Here is an 18,657-nt window from a genome sequence, read left to right on the forward strand (position 1 = left end):
GCAGAAGCAAACTACAGCTTTTGCCTTTTTATTTTTGTTTTTTTAAAAATAATATTTTTTCTGCTTATTTTAGAAACTAGAGTGGATTGGAGCGGAAGACACTTCACTCCTGCGGGAAGAAGAGCGAAGCGTGAGACCCCACAGGCGGTACGCCGAGGAGTAGGTTTTTTCACGATAGTGAAAATAACCTTCCCTTGCGCTCCCCGCGGAAAGGAAGTGTCTGCAGCGGAAAGGAACGGTTTAGGAAATACAGGGATATTTTAGATACAAATAACAAACAGAATAGCCAAGTTTTTATCATAAAGTCCAAATTATTCGCATAATTTGTGTTGAAGAATAGTGGCAAAAAGCCCATTTGACACATAGACTGTAAAGACTTTGCTAAGGAGGGAATATCCTTGAAAATCCATATTGTCCAAAAAGGGGATACGTTGTGGAAGATTGCACAGAAATATAATGTGAATTTCGAAGCGTTAAAAAGTGCAAATTCACAATTAAGCAATCCAGATATGATTATGCCCGGTATGAAAATTAAAGTTCCAACAGCAAGTGTGCAAGTTAAGCAAGAAACCCAAGTGAAAGGTGTTGCAAAAGAAGCTCAGGTAGCGGGCGTACAAAAAGAAGCACCGGTAGTAATGGGCGTACAAAAAGAAGCACCTATAGTGAAAGAACATCCATTTAAAGAAATGCCGAAAAAACCTGAAGTCATGGGTGTAAAAGAAGTGAAAGAAGAAGCAAAAGCTCCTTTTGTTCCTAAGTTACCGCAAATAAAACCTTACTTCCCTGAAGTGGATGTAAATAATTATGTAACATTTAATATTCCGATTACGCAACAAAAGGCAAATGTCCAATTTCCAAAAATGCCACCAAAAGCTCAACCCAAACAAGTAGCACCAAAAGCAGTAGCACCAAAAGCAGTAGCACCAAAACAAGTAGCACCAAAAGCGGTTGCATCAGAAAAAACACCAATGAAAGAGCCAGTTGTGAAGGGTGTTCAAGAGGCTCCAACTCAACACATGAAAATGCCGGAACAAATGCCAACTATGCAAATGCCATTACAGCACATGAAAATGCCGGAACAAATGCCAACTATGCAAATGCCATTACAACACATGCAAATGCCAGCACAGCAGATGCCAATGGGTATGCCCCAATGGCCGATGCCACATCCATATTGTATCCCAGTTCCTTGTACTCCAGTTATGCCTGGTTCTGGATTACATGGTCAAATGGGCTATCAACCAATGCAACCTTACTATGGTCAACCAACTCCATACGGAATGCAAGGTATGATGCCTCAAGCAGGTATGCCACAAATGATGCCTGAGATGATGGAGTCAGATGATGATTTTGATGCAGCAATGATGATGCCTCACATGCAACAAGTGCAACAAATGCCACAAATGCAACAGTTCCCACAAATGCCTCCATATATGGGAATGAATGATATGGATATGGACATGGACGTAGATTTTGATCAAACACAAGTAGCAGGTTTGGATGAAGAGCAAGATTATATGACAATGTTGCAACAAATGCAACAACAAATGGAGCAACAGCAAAATATGGGAATGGGAATGCCACAAATGCCAATGGCACCAGGTGTACCATTTGGACAAATGCCACAACAAGGCTTTGGTATGAATGGTGGAATGCAGCAAATGCCAGGTGCTAGACAAGGTGACTGTGGATGTGGACCTACTCCAATGCCATATGGTATACCACAACAAATGCCACAAGTTCCATTCGGATTATCTCCACATGGTTATGGAATGCCAATGCAAGCTGGCTATCCGATGGGAGCACCTTTTAACCCACAAGGTTATGGCTATGGTTATCCACAAGATATGCGTTCAACAAATGACTTTAACGGTCCTGACAGGGAAGATGATAACGAATAATTAAAAGAAAGAGGCGATTTCAATTAATCGTCTCTTTTTCTTTAGTAATTTACTATTATAAAAAATTAAAATGTAATTATTGGTTATGGAGGAAATTTTTTGACGAAATGAAAGTACATGATAAAATAAATACATTCCATATTATTTGAATTAATTTCATAACTACGGTTCGTTTAGTGAAAAACGAAAGCTGTAATATCGATTATGTTTTATGTTTGTACTTTATTTATTTCTCAAATAAGAATTATTTGGTATCATTCGTTTTTCATATAGTAATGAAATAGTATGAAATTCACTCAAATGGGTATAGGTAATGAAAAGCATTAATCTAGTCATATACGTTGGAGGGAATACATCACATGGAAGAGAAAATTTCGAAGTTAGTTATGTGGTTACAAGAAAGAGTAAATGTTGCTGGATTGAACGGTTTAATTGTTGGTGTAAGTGGTGGAATCGATTCCGCAGTCGTGGCTCATTTAATTAAAAGAGCGTTCCCAAATAATTCATTAGGCGTTATTATGCCTTGTAAAAGCAACCCGAAAGATGAAGAATATGCATTAGAAGTAATTAATAGTTGTGGAATTGATCACGTTTTAGTTGATTTAACAGAAACACATACAGTCCTATTTAATGCGATGGAAGAACAATTAAAGGCTAAAGGGGAATGGAACGAGGAAACGGCGAGATTAGGCGATGCAAATACCCGTGCTCGTCTACGTATGACAACATTATATGCTGTTGCAAATAATTACGGCTATTTAGTAGTTGGAACGGACAATGCTGCTGAATGGCATACAGGTTATTTTACAAAGTTTGGTGACGGTGGAGTGGACTTAGTACCTTTAGTTCATTTAACGAAAGGCGAAGTACGAGAAATGGCAAAAGTTTTAGGCGTACCTGAATCTGTTATTACAAAGCCACCAAGTGCTGGTCTTTGGGAAGGTCAAACAGATGAAAACGAAATGGGAACAACCTATGACATGATTGACAACTACTTAAAAGGGGAAAAAATCCCTGAAAAAGATAAAGCCATTATTGACAGACTGCATGGTCGTTCTGCGCATAAGCGCGAACTAGCTTATGCACCACCTAAATTTTAACTTGGGGTTAACTGCCATCTATAAAAATCCCCTTATTATGTCAAGCTAAGGTAGAACACGACTATGTGTTCAAGACATGTGAGGGGGTTATTACATTGAGGAAGTCAGTGCTTACATTAACTTCTTGTGCCCTATTGCTTGGTGGATTAACGGCATGTGGAGGAAACGCTGGAAATCAAGCTGCCGATACACGTTATTATGACAACTCTAGGCCAATTGGGTACTATACAAGTGAAAACAACCCTTATGCACCTAATCGTGCGAACAATTTCGGTACAAAAAATGTAAATACACGTGGAAATCAAAATGTTGACCAACGTGGCAATGCATACCGTATTGGGGATAACGATGGTCCATTAATTGAGATTATGGACCGCGCAGTTATTAACGGTGACCGAAATGCAACTTTAACAAATCCTACTGTTCCACTTGCAAATGAAGATCGTGGAATGTTTGGCCCAAACGATAATAGATACAGTCGTAGTGATAGAAACTATCACCGTCATTTAGATGGTACAAATGTAGGTGCTAGACCGTCTTATTACAACAATTACAATGGTGCACTTTCTGAACAATTAGCGGAACGTGCTTCCACTGTAAGAGGGGTAGAAGATGCTAGAGCGATTATTTACGGCAACGATATAATGATTGCGGTGGAACCTCAAGAAGGATTTAGTGACGCACAAGTAACACGTGATGTTCGTCGTGCTGTACAACCGCTAATTGGAAATAGAGATTGTCGTGTAGTAGCAGACCAAAGTACGTTAAATCGTATGAGTCAAGTCGATAATGATTTGCGTGATGGTGGTCCTGTAGAACGTTTAAACCAAGATATACGTAGTATGTTTGATACCATTACTCCTGGTCGATAACCATACTGGAAAAGAACAGCTTTTATAGCTGTTCTTTTTTTATAGTTAAAATTACCTCTTTTTACCTCTAAATACCCAATTTCAAAAATTCTCCAAAAATCTTGGATAATCCTTCTATTTTTGGTCAAAATAGAAAAAGAATTTAAAGATAATCTAAAAAGAATGTGAGGGGGAAACAATGAAACCCATCATTCCAAAACAAATAATGATCCTTTTTGCTGCTTTTGTAGCGATGTGTGGAATGCTTTACACTGCCCTAGTTTTAACGGAAGCAGTAGAACAAGAAGCGGAACCAAATGATTATTTGTTTCAACATCATAAAAACGAAGCATATGAAGTAAATGGACCTTTAACTTTACGCGTTATTTTGGAAAGAATATATATTGATGGTGAAGTAAGTGAAGAAGTTATTGAAGAAACAATATGGGCAATGGAAGATTTCTGGGCTCAATATGAGGATTGGCTATTAGTCGATCAAGACGAGGAACAAGTTGTTTTTTTACAGCATATAGATGATATTTCTCCATTACTTAAAACGAACGGATATTTTGGGATCTCGGAAGACGGTATTCTCACTATCTATGATGGAAAGCCTACGGAAGCAACAAAAATAATTCAGTCTTTTTTTCAAATTGATGTAGGTAAATTAGAAAGTCATCAACATATAAAATTAAAAACGGGTATTAAAGTAATGTCAAAACATGAATATGAAGAAGTAATAGCAACATTCAAACCATATTCTTCTCTACAATAAACAAAATTTTATATTGGGAATTAACTGTTGATGTTCACTGTAGGTGCTCGCTTTCCGCGGGCGGTAAAAAGGAAGGTTATTTTCACTGTCGTGAAAAAACCTACTCCTCGGCGCAAGCGCCTGTGGGGTCTCACTTAACACGCTTTCCCGCAGGAGTCGAGCACCTGCAGTGAACATCAACAATATATATTTTAGAATTGGTTTGTCGTATTATAATCTTCTCAAATTCTAACTTAATTAATTTTGGCTAGCGTAAACTGCTGGCCTTTTTTTGTTAAGTTCTTTTTCGTATACTATTCTTTAAAAGTAAGTTAAAAGTAGAACATTACCGCAGGCACTTGCTTTCCGCTGGGAGGAAGACGAGCCTCCTCGACGTACCGTCTGCGGGGTCTCGCCCTTTCCTCTATGTCCCGCAGGAGTCAAGTGCCTTCCGCTTCAATCCACTATAGTTTTTAAATAAAGTCAATGATCAAACCTTTTTTTACGAAAAGGACCTATCAATGTTTATGTAACAAACAAAATATACAAATGAAAGACTACAGTGAACAGTAACAGTTTCAATCCCTGTTTCTTATATTAAAACGAAATCATTCCTTCTACCGTACAAACGTTCTAAGATTATGGTAAAATGTTAAACAGACATTACGTTGATTGGAGAAGGATAGATTTTGATCGAATTTGTTAAAGGCTACGTAGATTTTGTAAGTCCCGAATATGTTGTTTTAGATGTAAATGGAATTGGTTATCAAATACATGCACCAAATCCATTCATCTATCAAGTAAATAAAGAAAAAGCTATTACGATTTATACATACCAGCACGTAAGAGAAGATATTTTAGCTCTATACGGCTTTCATACAAGAGAAGAAAAAAACTTATTTTTAAAACTTTTAAATGTTACAGGAATTGGTCCAAAAGGTGCACTAGCAATTATTGCTACAGGACAGCCAAACCAAGTCGTACAAGCAATAGAAAATGAAGATGAAAAATTCTTAACGAAATTCCCTGGAGTCGGAAAAAAGACAGCTCGCCAAATTATATTAGACTTAAAAGGCAAACTGAACGATATTGTACCAGCTGCAATGCCTAACCTTTTTCAACAAGACGTCGAGTTATTTCCGCCTAGTGAGCAGCCTGCTTTAGATGAAGCATTAGAAGCGTTAAAAGTGTTAGGGTACGGTGATAGAGAGATTAAAAAAGTTGTCCCAGCCCTTCAAAAAGAAAATTTAACAACAGATCAATATGTTAAGAGAGCGTTACAGCTCCTCCTCAAATAAAGGGGTGAAAATAGTATGGATGAACGAATGATTTCTCAAGATGCCAATAGGGAAGACCAGTCGCTAGAATTTAGCTTGAGACCGCAAAATTTAAAACAATATATTGGGCAAGATAAAGTAAAAGAAAATTTAGAAGTATTTATTGAAGCGGCAAAGCTAAGGCAGGAAACGTTGGACCATGTTTTACTTTACGGACCTCCTGGGCTAGGTAAAACAACATTAGCTGCGATTATTGCTAACGAAATGGGGGTTCAACTTCGTACAACAGCAGGACCTGCGATTGAAAGGCCTGGTGACTTAGCTGCGATATTAACTGCTTTAGAGCCAGGTGATGTGTTGTTTATTGATGAAATTCATCGTCTGCACCGTTCCATTGAAGAAGTATTATATCCGGCAATGGAAGATTTTTGTCTCGATATTGTAATAGGAAAAGGTCCAAGCTCTAGGTCTGTGCGCTTAGATTTGCCACCGTTTACGTTAGTTGGTGCAACAACAAGGGTTGGTTTATTAACAGCACCATTAAGAGACAGGTTTGGTGTTTTAAGTAGGTTAGAGTATTATAATGAAGCTCAACTAACAGAAATTTGTATTCGAACAGCGCAAATTTTAGAAATTGGGATTGAAGTGAAGGCTGCATCTGAAATTGCAAGAAGAGCCCGTGGAACACCGAGGATTGCAAACAGGTTACTTCGTAGAGTGCGTGACTTTGCGCAAGTTTTAAAGAAAGAAGCAATAAGTGAATCACTTGCAAAAGAAGCGTTAGATCGCTTGCAAGTAGATAAATTAGGTTTAGATCATATTGACCATAAACTTTTAACAGGTATAATGGAAAAGTTCCGGGGTGGACCTGTGGGAGTGGATACAATCGCAGCCACCATTGGTGAAGAGTCACATACAATTGAAGATGTGTATGAACCGTATTTATTGCAAATTGGGTTTTTACAACGAACACCAAGAGGTAGAATTGTAACAGCTTTAGCTTACGAACACTTTGGGCTGGAGGTGCCACAGCAGTGATAGAATTACCAAAGATGTTAATGGTAATAGGCGGAGTTCTATTGTTAATTGGACTCCTTTGGCAAGTAATCGGAAGAATTCCAGGTGACATTGTCATGAAAAAAGGAAACTTTACCTTTTATTTTCCCATCGTAACGTCTATTATTATCAGTGTTGTATTAAGTTTAGTATTTTATTTTATTGGAAGAGTGCGTTGAAATAATTTGAATTAAAAATACAAATGAAGTTGATGTTCGTGGTAGATGTGAGACTCCTCGAAAATGCATCCGCATTTTCTTCGTGCGTAGAATCTCAAGGAAGCCCTCATTGTCCTGCGGGAGAAGCGTGATAAGGGAGACCTCGCAGACGCTTGCGCCGAGGAGTAGGTTTTTTCACGACGGTGAAAATAACCATCCTTTTTACCGCCCGCGGAAAACGAACATCAGCCATGAACATCAACGGTTAGTATCCAATAAATAATATAGATTAAGATTAAAGCGAAAAGGTGAACATTTTTTATGAAAATAGATCTATTTGATTTTCATCTACCAGAAGAACTAATTGCACAAACACCACTATTAGACCGTGAAGCATCCAAGTTAATGGTATTAAACAAAGAGTCTGGAGAACTAACACACGAACCATCCTTTCGTTCCATTTTACAATATGTAAAAGAAGGGGACTGCTTAGTATTAAATGACACAAGAGTATTACCTGCACGACTTTTCGGTGTAAAAGAAGAGACAGGCGCAAAAGTAGAAGTGTTATTACTAAAGCAAACAGAAGGTGAAACATGGGAAACGCTTGTGAAGCCTGCCAAAAGAGTAAAAGTAGGTACAGTGCTCACATTTGGTGACGGCAGACTTAAAGCTGTTTGTGTTGGAGAAAGTGACCATGGAGGACGTCATATCGAATTTCAATACGAAGGAATTTTTTATGAAGTTTTAGAAGGATTAGGTGAAATGCCATTACCTCCTTACATAAGAGAACAATTAGATGACCAAGAACGTTATCAAACAGTTTTTGCTAAGGAAAGAGGTTCTGCTGCAGCTCCGACAGCTGGCTTGCATTTTACAGAAAAGCTACTGGATGAGCTAAAAGAAAAAGGTGTCCATATTGCCTTTATTACGTTACATGTAGGACTTGGTACGTTTCGTCCAGTTAGTGTGGATGATATTTTGGAACATGATATGCATGCAGAGTTTTATCAAATGTCAGAAGGTACGGCTAGATTGCTAAACGATGTTCGCGCAAATGGTGGAAGAATAATTTCAGTTGGAACGACTTCTACCCGTACGTTAGAAACAATTGCATCCGAACATAAGGAGTTTAAAGAAGCTAGCGGTTGGACAAACATATTTATATACCCTGGTTATGAATTTAAAGCAATTGATGGAATGATCACAAATTTCCATTTACCTAAATCAACACTCATTATGTTAATTAGCGCATTAGCAGGTAGAGAAAACGTATTACATGCTTATGAAGCAGCGGTTACAGAACGTTATCGATTCTTTAGCTTCGGCGATGCAATGTTGATCTTATAGAAATAGAAAAGTAAGAAGGAGTTAACTATGTCAGCTATCAGATATGAATTAATTAAAACGTGTAAACAGACTGGAGCTCGTCTTGGAAGAGTTCATACTCCACACGGTTCGTTTGAAACACCGGTATTTATGCCGGTTGGGACGCTTGCAACTGTAAAAACGATGTCTCCAGAAGACTTAAAAGCAATGGATGCTGGAATAATATTAAGTAATACGTACCATTTATGGCTACGTCCTGGTCACGAAATAATTCGTGAAGCTGGTGGATTGCATAAGTTTATGAATTGGGACAGAGCTATTTTAACTGATTCAGGTGGATTCCAAGTTTTCAGTTTAAGTGAATTTAGAAAAATTGAAGAAGAGGGCGTTCACTTCCGCAACCACATGAATGGTGATAAGTTATTCTTATCTCCAGAAGGTGCGATGGATATTCAAAATGCATTAGGTTCTGATATTATGATGGCATTTGATGAGTGTCCACCATTTCCCGCAACACATGAATATATGAAAAAATCTGTGGAACGTACAAGTCGTTGGGCAGAGCGTTGTTTACAAGCACACCAACGTCCACAAGACCAAGGGTTATTTGGAATTGTGCAAGGTGGAGAATATGAAGATTTACGTAAGTTAAGTGCACAAGACTTAATTTCCATGGACTTCCCTGGGTATGCAATTGGTGGTTTATCTGTAGGAGAGCCAAAAGATATTATGAACCGAGTACTAGAGTTTACAACTCCACTACTCCCTAGTAGTAAGCCTCGTTATTTAATGGGAGTTGGCTCACCAGACTCATTAATTGATGGTGCTATTCGTGGGGTAGATATGTTTGACTGTGTACTTCCAACTCGTATTGCTCGTAATGGTACATTAATGACAAGTGAAGGCCGATTAGTCGTGAAGAATGCAAAATATGCACGTGACTTTGGTCCACTTGATCCAGAATGTGATTGCTACACATGTAAAAATTATAGTCGTGCGTATATTCGTCACTTAATTAAATGTGAAGAAACATTCGGAATTCGACTTACAACTTATCATAACCTTCATTTTCTGTTAAAATTAATGGAGCAAGTTCGTCAAGCTATCCGTGAAGATCGTCTTGGTGACTTCCGCGAAGAGTTTTTTGAAAAATACGGTTTTAATAAACCTGGAGCAAAAAACTTTTAGTATGATATTATAAATGTAGATTATTATTGAAAGGGGGTTAGAAATATGGAACTATTAGGTGTTATTTGGCCATTACTATTAATGTTCGCGATTTTCTATTTCTTACTAATTCGTCCTCAGCAAAAGCGCCAAAAAGCTGTACGTGAAATGCAGACAAGCCTTGCAAAAGGAAATAAAGTTGTAACGATTGGTGGCTTACACGGTATCGTTGATGCATTAGACGAAGACAAAGTTGTAATTAAAGCTGGAGATGGTTCACGTCTTACATATGATCGTGCTGCAATTCGTGAAGTAATTAGCGAATAATCTATTCTAGCAAACAAAAAAACCGAAATCGGCCAATGGCTGTTTCGGTTTTTTCTGTATTGAAAAGGTAGCATTTACGCTCTTGAAGAAGTTAAATTAACTCCAATAATTCCACCAAGTGCAGCGACAGCTACAAAAGCTGTGTGGAAAAATAGTTGTGACATCGTAAATAACATATCATTCCCTAAGTATTGAAATAAGAAAATTACTAGCGTATACATTCCACCAGTTGCTGCACCAAGTAACCAGCCCTTTTCTTTTCCTTTTCCGCCAGAAACAAATCCGCCAATAAACAAAGCAACAAATGAAAGTGCAAGGATTATCCACGCAACGGATGCTTCTTGTAATGAAGTAAACCTTAATAATGTTGAAAATACTAAACCTGTTAAAATGGCAATAACAAAAATCGTCACAACCCCAAACATAACTGCATAACCAAGTCGTTTAGATTCCATTTATTTTCCCCTCCCTAAAAAGTACATGCTCTGTAATACAAGCATATTCATGTCCAAAAATTTTTAGAATACAAATATTTTCATGGACATGCATCATATGATGTAAAGAGGGGAGAGGGACACATGTTTACTACGTTAGCATTAGCTATCTTTGTTATTACTTACATTGTTATTATGTCTGAAAAGTATGATCGTGCGTTAATAGCCTGTATCGGAGGAGTGGCAATGCTACTTGCAGGGGTGTTAACAACGAAAACTGCTTTTCTCAAATATATTGATTGGAATACAATTGCTTTACTATTTTCCATGATGGTTATTGTAACGATTACGAGTAAAACAGGTATTTTTGAATATATGGCAATTCTCCTAGCAAAAGTAGTGAAAGGAAGGGGAATTCCGCTTTTATTTGCCATATCTCTATTAACCGCTATAGGCTCTGCATTTCTTGCTAATGTAACTACTGTTTTATTGCTAGTGCCTATCATTTTGACCTTAACTAAATTCTTAAAATTACCGGCCATTCCTTATTTGATTTCTGTTATTTTGGCCTCTAACATTGGAGGTACTGCAACATTAATAGGTGATCCGCCAAACACCATGATTGGTCAAGCAGTTGAACATTTGAATTTTAACGACTTTTTGTTTCATTTATCACCAATCGTTATCATTATATTTTTCGTTACGATGTTCGGTTTAATTTTATTGTACGGCAAAAAACTACACGTTCAAAAGAAAGAGCAAGAAGAATTACGAAAATTGAAAGCGGCAAATTATTTAAAGTTAGATGCAACTTTAATCAAATCTTTATCTATATTAGTTATTACGATTGTAGGTTTTATGTGTCATACATTTTTAAATGTAGAGCTAACAACTGTAGCGATGGCAGGAGCACTTTTGTTATTACTTTTAACTCATGATGTTAATGCGCCTGAGGAAGTGTTAAAACAAGTAGAATGGGGTACATTGTTCTTTTTTATCGGCTTATTTTTATTAGTAGGTGGAATGGAAGAAGTGGGTATAATCGATGAACTAGCACGAGGTATGATCTACGCTACGGAAGGAGATTTGCCAACAACCGCTATTTTTATTTTATGGCTAACAGGTATATTGTCAGGTTTTGTGGACAATATTCCATTTGTAGCAGCGATGATACCAGTAATAGTTGAGTTTGAGGACTATGGGATGACAAACTTAGATCCATTATGGTGGTCGCTTGCACTTGGAGCTTGCCTCGGAGGAAATGGGACGCTTTTAGGTTCATCTTCTAATCTTGTCGTGGCAGGGCTTGCTGCAAAATCAAATAATGGGATTCATTTTGTACAATTTATGAAAATTGGTATTCCAGTTGTGGTCGTTTCGCTTGTACTTTCAACGGTTTATATCTATTTCAGATATTTAATTCATTTTTAAAATCCACATGGAAAATGCTACAAAACATTATTTCTTCCAATGAGTTCATACTAAAAATAACCTTTGCTGTTAGATAAATTTTTGACATATGAAGGAACCTTTCGAATTTCAAAGGAGGCCTTTTCATTGGATGATGTTTTTATTATTATAGCCCGGACTATTTTCTTATATATCGTAATCCTGTTCATCTTTAGAATTATGGGGAAGCGGGAAATTGGGGAACTAAGTATATTAGACTTAGTTGTATTTATCATGATTGCTGAAATGGCAGTAGTGGCTATTGAAAACCCTCAAGATAAAATGTGGCATACACTGTTACCAATTTTTCTTTTAGTAAGTATTCAAATTTTGTTGGCTTTTCTTTCGTTAAAAAGCCAAAAATTTAGGGACATCATTGATGGAAAGCCTTCGGTAATTATTAATAAAGGTAAAATTGATGAAAAGGAAATGAAAAAGCAGCGTTATAATTTTGATGACTTATTAGTGCAATTACGTGATAAAAACGTAAAAAATGTAGCGGATGTGGAGTTTGCAATATTAGAGCCTTCCGGGAAGTTATCTGTCATTGAAAAAGATAAAAAGAAGTCAAAAAAGAAAGAACCAACCTTGAATTTACCGTATGTTATGGACGGAACTATCCAAGAGGACAATCTAAAAACAGACAACAAAACAAATTTATGGTTAAGACAAGAACTAAGAAAGCTTGGTTACAAAGATATTAAGAAGATCTCTTATTGTAGTTATGATAATGGTGTATTTTTTATTGACCTAAAAGACGAATAAAAGAGCACGATTTCTTATTCTAACTAGAAATTGTGCTCTCTTTAATTTTATTAGTGGTTCAGTTTTTAGATAGACTTTGAAAGCTTTATGAAGTTCAATCACAAGTTTTTTTGGAGCCATAATGAACTTCATCGGGCTTATGAAGTTCAATCACACCTTTTTTTGGAACCGAAATGAACTTCATCGTGCTTATGAAGTTCAATCTCAAATTTTTTCAGAGCCATAATGAACTTCATCGTGCTTATGAAGTTCAATCACAACTTTTTACAGAGCCGAAATGAACTTCATCGTGCTTATGAAGTTCAATCACAACTTTTTTCAGAGCTGGAATGAACTTCATCGTGCTTATGAAGTTCAATCACAACTTTTTACAGAGCCGAAATGAACTTCATCAGCCATATGAAGTTCATTCACAACTCCTTTCAAAGTCAAAATGAACTTCACAAAACAGACCTTTTCATTATCGTACAAATTTCTTCAAAAACGGTATTCTTGCAAGTTCTTCTTTTTTAACTAGACCAAAAATTAAAAGTAAAAGAATGTAAAGTAGGATGGTAATGGTTACAAACAAAATACTCCTTGTTCCGATAGATGCACCTAGGAGAAGGTGTCCGTACATCCATTTCCCGCTAAAGACACATATCCCCATTGTAATAAAGCTTTTTACATAATCTCTAACATAAAAAGTGTAAGATAACACTTTCATAATCGTCGCCATGTGTAATACTGTAACAAGCACTATCCCAATTACAATCGCAAGTGCGGCACCCATTATACCAATCTGTGTTGCTAAAATAAAGATTAGAGCTGTCTTAATAACTGCACCAATTAAACTGTTAATCATCGCTGCTTTGGCTAGATCAAGTGCCTGTAATGTTGCTTGTAATGGTCCTTGAAAATAATAAAATAAGAAAAACGGTGCCATAACTTTAATGTAAATGGCAGAATTACTTGTGCCATACATTAACAACATGATTGGATCAGCATATACGTACAGCAAAACAACGGCAATACCTCCACTTACAAAACAAAGTCGTAATGCTTGTTGAAGTCTATGTTCAATAAGTAACGTATTTTTTTTCGCTGCAGCCTCACTAATAGCAGGAACTAACGATGTTGATAAGGAATAAGTAATAAAGGAAGGTAGCAAAAGTAATGGCAAAGCAAATCCTACTAGCTCTCCATACTGTTTTGTTGCAACGACGGTAGCAACACCAGCGATTGCTAAACTTTGAGCAACAACAATTGGTTCAAAAAACCATGCAATAGACCCGATCATGCGGCTTCCTGTTGTGGGTAGGGCTATTTTCATGAGTTCGTTAAATGTTTGCTTTCCTTCACCGACAAAAGTAAAGAACTTTTTACGTAATCGGAATTTCTTTTTCGTTTTGAACATGAAAAGCATATATAGAAGGGACATTAATTCCCCGATAACAGCTGATAACATGGCACCGGCTGCGGCATACTCAATTCCGTATGGTAACAATGCTTTTGTAAAGGCAGCTACTAAAGAAATACGTACAACTTGTTCTATAACTTGGGAAATGGCAGACGGCTTCATATTTTGTTTTCCTTGGAAATAACCGCGCAGAACCGATGAAATAGCAATGATAGGTACAACAGGTGCAATTGCCAATAACGGATAATACGTTCTTGCATCAGTAAAAAGATGATTTGATAAATATGGTGCCAAAAGAATCATGGCTGGAGTGAAGATAAGACTTAACGTACCAGTAGTCGCTAAAGAGACGACTAAAATCTTTTTTACTTTACGTCTGTCCCCTTGAGCTTCCGCTTCCGCAATAAGTTTCGAGATGGCGACAGGTAAACCTAATTGAGTGATGGTAATGGTTAAAACGAGAGTAGGTACAGCCATCATATACAAGCCGACCCCTTCTTCACCGATGAAGCGGGCGACAACTATTCGATTAATAAACCCTAAAATTCTCGTAATAAACCCTGCAAAAATAAGGATTAATGTTCCTTTAATAAAGGTTTGTTTTGTCATTAGTTTCCCTGCCTTTATTTAAAAAGTTTTCATCATAAATGTGAATCAATACGTACTACCACTATATGCTTGTACATTGGCCAAGCATGACAAGTATAGGAAAAAACAAAGGAGGTATTTATTTATGGGGACAAAAAAAGAACATGCATACGATTTGTTTCGTTTTGATTTAGAGCCTGTTTTACAAAGTAAAATGGAAGAGTTTCATATGCTAGGGTACGACAAAGTGACAGTAGGTGACGTATGGGAGTGTATGACGAAGAAAAAATGGAAAAAGCCAGAATCAAAACAGTTACACGAATTAGTATCGGATGTATACAGATTGAAAATTGTGGATTACATGAGTTACATAACGATTGAAGCATATAAAGCACCTAACTATTTTGAATCGGTAAAAGATTCGTGATATGTCTTTAAGTGTCTAATTGACACGTGTTGTTAGTTGTTTCATAATGAGAATATTAGTTTTATTTGAACTTATACATACTTTACATGCAGCGATTGAAAAGTGGTTGTACACATCGAAGGAGGATTTAAGACAATATGGTTAAAAGAGGCCGGATTGTTGCGTTCTTTTTGCTTCTAATTTTATTAGCAAGTGTAATTGGAACGACGGCAAACCCGATTACGAAAGAAATTAAGCTAGGGTTAGATTTACAAGGTGGTTTTGAAGTACTTTACGAAGTTCTACCATTGCATGATGAAGACGAAATTAATCACGAAGTATTATCGAGTACTGTTAGTGCCTTAAATAAACGTATAAACGTTATTGGTGTAAGTGAGCCAAGGATTCAAATCGAGGGTGACGATAGAATTCGTGTGCAGCTTGCAGGTGTTGACGATCAAACAAAAGCACGTGAAATCTTATCTACAGAAGCAGTATTAACGTTCCGTGATGTGAATGACAACGTGTTGTTAGATGGTGCAGACCTTGTGCAAAATGGTGCAAGACAGTCGTTTGATAGTCAAACAAATGCTCCGATTGTAACGTTGAAATTAAAATCTGCAGAAAAATTTGGCGAGGTTACAAGAGACGTATTAAATATGGGTGTGGGTCAAAATCGGTTAGTTATTTGGCTTGATTTTGACGAAGGTGACTCTTATCAAGCGGAAAGAGGACAAGCAGAACCTAAGTTTCTATCAGCCCCAGTTGTAGAAAGAGTTTTAAACTATCAAGACATCCAAATTAATGGTGACTTTACTATTCAATCTGCTCAAGAGTTAGCAGACTTGTTAAATGCAGGTTCACTGCCTGTTCAGTTAGAAGAAATTTACTCTACATCTGTTAGTGCACAGTTTGGTGAAACAGCACTACAAAAAACAGTGTTTGCTGGTATTGTAGGGATAAGCTTAGTGTTCTTATTTATGTTAGTGGTATATCGTTTACCAGGTATGGTTGCGGTAGTAACATTAAGTGCCTATATTTTCTTCATTTTAGTAGTGTTTAACTGGATGAATGCGGTATTAACATTGCCAGGTATTGCGGCCCTTATTTTAGGGGTCGGTATGGCCGTTGATGCCAATATTATTACGTATGAGCGTATTAAAGAAGAAATAAAACTAGGAAAATCGACCATGTCGGCATTCCGTGCTGGTAATCGTAACTCCTTGTCCACGATTTTAGATGCGAATATTACAACACTATTAGCAGCAGGTGTTATGTTCGTTTATGGTACAAGCTCTGTTCAAGGGTTTGCGACGATGTTAATAACAAGTATTTTATTAAGCTTCTTAACTGCTGTTGTAGGTACACGTTTCTTGTTAGGACTTTGGGTTAATAGCCGCTTCTTAAATGATAAGCCTGGATACTTCGGAGTGAAAAAAGAAGAAGTGCTAGATATTAACCAAACTACAGATGATACGGAGCCACCGAACCGATTTACTGGTTTAGATTTCGTAAAACATCGCAAAAAGTTTTTCATGTTCTCTGGTGGAATGATTGTTGTTGGTATTTTATTGTTAGCATTTTTACGCTTAAACTTAGGGATCGACTTTGTAAGTGGTACTCGAGTGGAAATAATGGCGCCAACTTCCTTAACTGCTCAAGAAGTAACAGAGGAATTATCAACTATTAATTATGAACCACGAGATGTTGTATTGGCAGGTACTAATAATGAAATTGCAGTTGCTCGTTTCTTAGATGAATTGAATCAAGTGCAAATTGCAGAGATTAAAGATCATTTTGAAGCGAAGTATGGAATTGAACCAAATATAAGTACCGTATCTCCAACGGTAGGAAGAGAACTGTCGATGAATGCATTCATTGCAGTGTTAATAGCTTCAATCGGAATTATTATTTATGTAACAATCCGATTTGAATGGTTGTTTGCAGCTGCGGCAATCGTTGCCTTGTTCCATGACGCGTTCTTTATTTTAGCATTCTTTAGTTTAGTTCGACTCGAGGTGGATATTACATTTATTGCTGCCGTCTTAACAATTGTCGGTTACTCGATAAATGATACGATAGTAACCTTTGACCGAATACGAGAAAACTTAAAGAAGAAGAAACGTTTGAAAACATTCGATGACTTAGCTGAAGTCGTAAATAAAAGTTTACAACAAACGCTTGTCCGTTCATTAAATACAGTAGGCACAGTAATCATTGCTGTTTTAGCGTTACAGTTCTTAGGAAGTGAATCTATTACAAACTTTGCTGTAGCACTATTAATTGGACTAGTTGTTGGTACGTATTCTTCACTATTCCTAGCTGCTCAATTATGGTTAGTGTGGAAACATAAACAGTTAGAAAGACAAAAAAGAAAACCTGTCGTAACAGACGAAGACCCAGAACCACAAGTTTAATACACATACAAAACACCGCAGCTTTACAGGCGGTGTTTTGTTTTGTGAAAATATTACAGGTGCCAGGCACTTTTAAACTGTTTGTAACATAAATTATTTGATTGAATATGGTGAATCATAAGTTGTGTTAAGAGAATATTTCAAGTGCCTGGCACCTGTAAGGAACCTGTAATATTTGTGCAATATTGGGATGGTTTAGGGTACAATATGAAAAGAGTAAGTTTTGTGAGGGAAGGGTGAGTGCAGTTGGATCGTGATGAGCGGTTTAGAAAGGCCGAATTTGCCGCAATGGTCGGGATTGTAGGGAATATTATCCTTGCGGTACTTAAAGCTGTTGCAGGGGTACTTGGAAACAGTAGAGCGCTAGTAGCGGATGCTGTTCACTCAGCTTCTGACGTTGCTGGTTCCCTTGCCGTTTACATAGGGCTAAAAGCAGCTAAACAACCACCAGATGAGGACCATCCTTACGGGCATGGGAAGGCTGAAAATATTGCGGCCATTATAGTAGCAGTGCTTTTATTTATCGTAGGTGTAGAAATCGGGAAATCTTCATTCCAAGCCTTTTTTATGGAATTAGAGCCTCCAAATATGATTGCCGTGTATGCTGCGATCATTTCGATTGTTTCGAAAGAAGCAATGTTTCGTTACAAATATAATTTAGGAAAGAAAATAAAAAGTGATGCCATTATAGTTAATGCATACGAGCATCGATCAGATGTGTATTCTTCTATCGCAGCCTTAATTGGTATCGGTGGAGCTATCATTGGTGGATATGTAGGAATAGAATGGTTAGTTTATTTAGACCCGGTAGCAGGAATTGCAGTTGCTTTACTTATTTTAAAAATGGCATGGAAACTTGGTGCAGAATCGATTCACAATACGATGGACCATGTTTTACATGCGGAAGAAACAGAGGAGTTTAAAGACATTGTTAAAACAATGCCCGGTGTTCTTCGTTTGGATGAACTTCATGCACGTGAACATGGGCACTATATTATCATTGATCTGAAAATTTCAGTCGATCCCGATATTACAGTAGAACAAGGTCACCAAATCGGTAAAAAAGTTAAAGGTAAATTAATGGAAAATATAGAAGTACAAGATGTTTTCGTCCATATAAATCCATATAATGATGATAACTGAGTGAGTTTCATAATGTACAATTACTAAACGAAAAACGAATATTAAACCTATTCTTTCAGATAATTAATGTTTTATTTCAAACGTTATTTAATTATAATAAACTTAACATTAGTTTTTCACTAAACGAACAGTAATT

General features: G+C 37.0%; 17 protein-coding genes. 15 read left to right on the forward strand and 2 right to left on the reverse strand.

From position 1 onward, the window contains the following. The first annotated feature begins 398 nt into the window (after positions 1-398). The 10 genes from safA (at position 399) to yajC (ending at position 9,920) form a co-directional block, all read left to right on the forward strand. Positions 399-1,901: a SafA/ExsA family spore coat assembly protein gene (gene safA, locus CDZ89_RS20355; protein WP_100333355.1), complete on the forward strand. Its 1,503-nt coding sequence runs from the start codon at positions 399-401 to the stop codon at positions 1,899-1,901. A 359-nt stretch (positions 1,902-2,260) separates the two neighbouring features. After that, the gene (gene nadE, locus CDZ89_RS05835; protein WP_096153215.1) at positions 2,261-3,001 is read left to right on the forward strand and encodes an NAD(+) synthase; all 741 of its coding nucleotides are present in this window, start codon (positions 2,261-2,263) and stop codon (positions 2,999-3,001) included. A 95-nt stretch (positions 3,002-3,096) separates the two neighbouring features. Further along, complete coding sequence (locus tag CDZ89_RS05840) at positions 3,097-3,873, forward strand: YhcN/YlaJ family sporulation lipoprotein (RefSeq protein WP_157842680.1); 777 nt, start codon at positions 3,097-3,099, stop codon at positions 3,871-3,873. 178 nt (positions 3,874-4,051) lie between these two features. Further along, positions 4,052-4,627 (forward strand): intercompartmental signaling factor BofC, encoded by a 576-nt coding sequence (locus CDZ89_RS05845; protein ID WP_096153217.1) that lies wholly within the window; start codon positions 4,052-4,054, stop codon positions 4,625-4,627. A gap of 668 nt (positions 4,628-5,295) precedes the next feature. After that, on the forward strand, positions 5,296-5,904 hold the full coding sequence (ruvA, locus tag CDZ89_RS05850; protein WP_096153218.1) for a Holliday junction branch migration protein RuvA: 609 nt from the start codon (positions 5,296-5,298) through the stop codon (positions 5,902-5,904). 15 nt (positions 5,905-5,919) lie between these two features. Beyond that, positions 5,920-6,921, forward strand: a complete 1,002-nt coding sequence (gene ruvB / locus CDZ89_RS05855) for a Holliday junction branch migration DNA helicase RuvB (protein ID WP_096153219.1) — start codon at positions 5,920-5,922, stop codon at positions 6,919-6,921. Between the two features lie 14 nt (positions 6,922-6,935). After that, positions 6,936-7,118: a DUF2905 domain-containing protein gene (locus CDZ89_RS05860; protein ID WP_096156873.1), complete on the forward strand. Its 183-nt coding sequence runs from the start codon at positions 6,936-6,938 to the stop codon at positions 7,116-7,118. A 300-nt stretch (positions 7,119-7,418) separates the two neighbouring features. Beyond that, positions 7,419-8,447, forward strand: coding sequence for a tRNA preQ1(34) S-adenosylmethionine ribosyltransferase-isomerase QueA (gene queA / locus CDZ89_RS05865; protein ID WP_096153220.1), 1,029 nt, complete (start codon positions 7,419-7,421; stop codon positions 8,445-8,447). A gap of 27 nt (positions 8,448-8,474) precedes the next feature. Continuing rightward, positions 8,475-9,614, forward strand: coding sequence for a tRNA guanosine(34) transglycosylase Tgt (tgt, locus tag CDZ89_RS05870; protein ID WP_096153221.1), 1,140 nt, complete (start codon positions 8,475-8,477; stop codon positions 9,612-9,614). A 45-nt stretch (positions 9,615-9,659) separates the two neighbouring features. Then, positions 9,660-9,920, forward strand: coding sequence for a preprotein translocase subunit YajC (yajC, locus tag CDZ89_RS05875; protein WP_096153222.1), 261 nt, complete (start codon positions 9,660-9,662; stop codon positions 9,918-9,920). Positions 9,921-9,994: 74 nt separating this feature from the next. Here the strand turns inward: yajC and CDZ89_RS05880 are convergent, their stop codons facing one another. After that, a complete protein-coding gene (locus CDZ89_RS05880) occupies positions 9,995-10,375 on the reverse strand; it encodes a TIGR04086 family membrane protein (protein ID WP_096153223.1) in 381 nt (126 codons plus the stop codon). A gap of 123 nt (positions 10,376-10,498) precedes the next feature. Here CDZ89_RS05880 and CDZ89_RS05885 point away from each other — a divergent pair, with 123 nt between their 5' ends. Together CDZ89_RS05885 and CDZ89_RS05890 are read left to right on the forward strand one after the other, a co-directional pair. Next, positions 10,499-11,785 carry an ArsB/NhaD family transporter gene (locus tag CDZ89_RS05885; protein WP_096153224.1) on the forward strand — a complete coding sequence of 429 codons (1,287 nt, stop codon included), beginning with the start codon at positions 10,499-10,501 and terminating at the stop codon, positions 11,783-11,785. A gap of 126 nt (positions 11,786-11,911) precedes the next feature. Continuing rightward, the gene (locus CDZ89_RS05890) at positions 11,912-12,568 is read left to right on the forward strand and encodes a DUF421 domain-containing protein (protein ID WP_227521446.1); all 657 of its coding nucleotides are present in this window, start codon (positions 11,912-11,914) and stop codon (positions 12,566-12,568) included. Positions 12,569-13,028: 460 nt separating this feature from the next. Here the strand turns inward: CDZ89_RS05890 and spoVB are convergent, their stop codons facing one another. Next, positions 13,029-14,576, reverse strand: a complete 1,548-nt coding sequence (gene spoVB / locus CDZ89_RS05895) for a stage V sporulation protein B (RefSeq protein WP_096153225.1) — start codon at positions 14,574-14,576, stop codon at positions 13,029-13,031. Between the two features lie 124 nt (positions 14,577-14,700). On the opposite strand from spoVB, the gene CDZ89_RS05900 reads away from it, so the two are divergent. The 3 genes from CDZ89_RS05900 to CDZ89_RS05910 all read left to right on the forward strand — a co-directional run bounded on the left by CDZ89_RS05900 (position 14,701) and on the right by CDZ89_RS05910 (position 18,521). Continuing rightward, positions 14,701-14,982, forward strand: a complete 282-nt coding sequence (locus tag CDZ89_RS05900) for a post-transcriptional regulator (RefSeq protein WP_096153226.1) — start codon at positions 14,701-14,703, stop codon at positions 14,980-14,982. A gap of 137 nt (positions 14,983-15,119) precedes the next feature. After that, a complete protein-coding gene (secDF, locus tag CDZ89_RS05905) occupies positions 15,120-17,378 on the forward strand; it encodes a protein translocase subunit SecDF (protein ID WP_096153227.1) in 2,259 nt (752 codons plus the stop codon). Positions 17,379-17,624: 246 nt separating this feature from the next. Beyond that, positions 17,625-18,521, forward strand: a complete 897-nt coding sequence (locus CDZ89_RS05910) for a cation diffusion facilitator family transporter (protein ID WP_096153228.1) — start codon at positions 17,625-17,627, stop codon at positions 18,519-18,521. The last annotated feature ends 136 nt before the right edge of the window (positions 18,522-18,657 follow it).

Origin of the sequence: Bacillus alkalisoli (assembly GCF_002797415.1) — a bacterium.
GTDB lineage: Bacteria > Bacillota > Bacilli > Bacillales > Bacillaceae_I > Bacillus_CD > Bacillus_CD alkalisoli.

Excerpts from the sequence above, each read along its gene's own strand:
- spoVB (WP_096153225.1), bottom strand. The coding sequence starts at position 14,576 with ATGACAAAACAAACCTTTATTAAAGGAACATTAATCCTTATTTTTGCA.
- secDF (WP_096153227.1), top strand. The coding sequence starts at position 15,120 with ATGGTTAAAAGAGGCCGGATTGTTGCGTTCTTTTTGCTTCTAATTTTA.
- CDZ89_RS05845 (WP_096153217.1), top strand. The coding sequence starts at position 4,052 with ATGAAACCCATCATTCCAAAACAAATAATGATCCTTTTTGCTGCTTTT.
- queA (WP_096153220.1), top strand. The coding sequence starts at position 7,419 with ATGAAAATAGATCTATTTGATTTTCATCTACCAGAAGAACTAATTGCA.
- tgt (WP_096153221.1), top strand. The coding sequence starts at position 8,475 with ATGTCAGCTATCAGATATGAATTAATTAAAACGTGTAAACAGACTGGA.
- CDZ89_RS05885 (WP_096153224.1), top strand. The coding sequence starts at position 10,499 with ATGTTTACTACGTTAGCATTAGCTATCTTTGTTATTACTTACATTGTT.
- ruvB (WP_096153219.1), top strand. The coding sequence starts at position 5,920 with ATGGATGAACGAATGATTTCTCAAGATGCCAATAGGGAAGACCAGTCG.
- CDZ89_RS05880 (WP_096153223.1), bottom strand. The coding sequence starts at position 10,375 with ATGGAATCTAAACGACTTGGTTATGCAGTTATGTTTGGGGTTGTGACG.
- CDZ89_RS05860 (WP_096156873.1), top strand. The coding sequence starts at position 6,936 with ATGTTAATGGTAATAGGCGGAGTTCTATTGTTAATTGGACTCCTTTGG.
- CDZ89_RS05900 (WP_096153226.1), top strand. The coding sequence starts at position 14,701 with ATGGGGACAAAAAAAGAACATGCATACGATTTGTTTCGTTTTGATTTA.
- yajC (WP_096153222.1), top strand. The coding sequence starts at position 9,660 with ATGGAACTATTAGGTGTTATTTGGCCATTACTATTAATGTTCGCGATT.
- nadE (WP_096153215.1), top strand. The coding sequence starts at position 2,261 with ATGGAAGAGAAAATTTCGAAGTTAGTTATGTGGTTACAAGAAAGAGTA.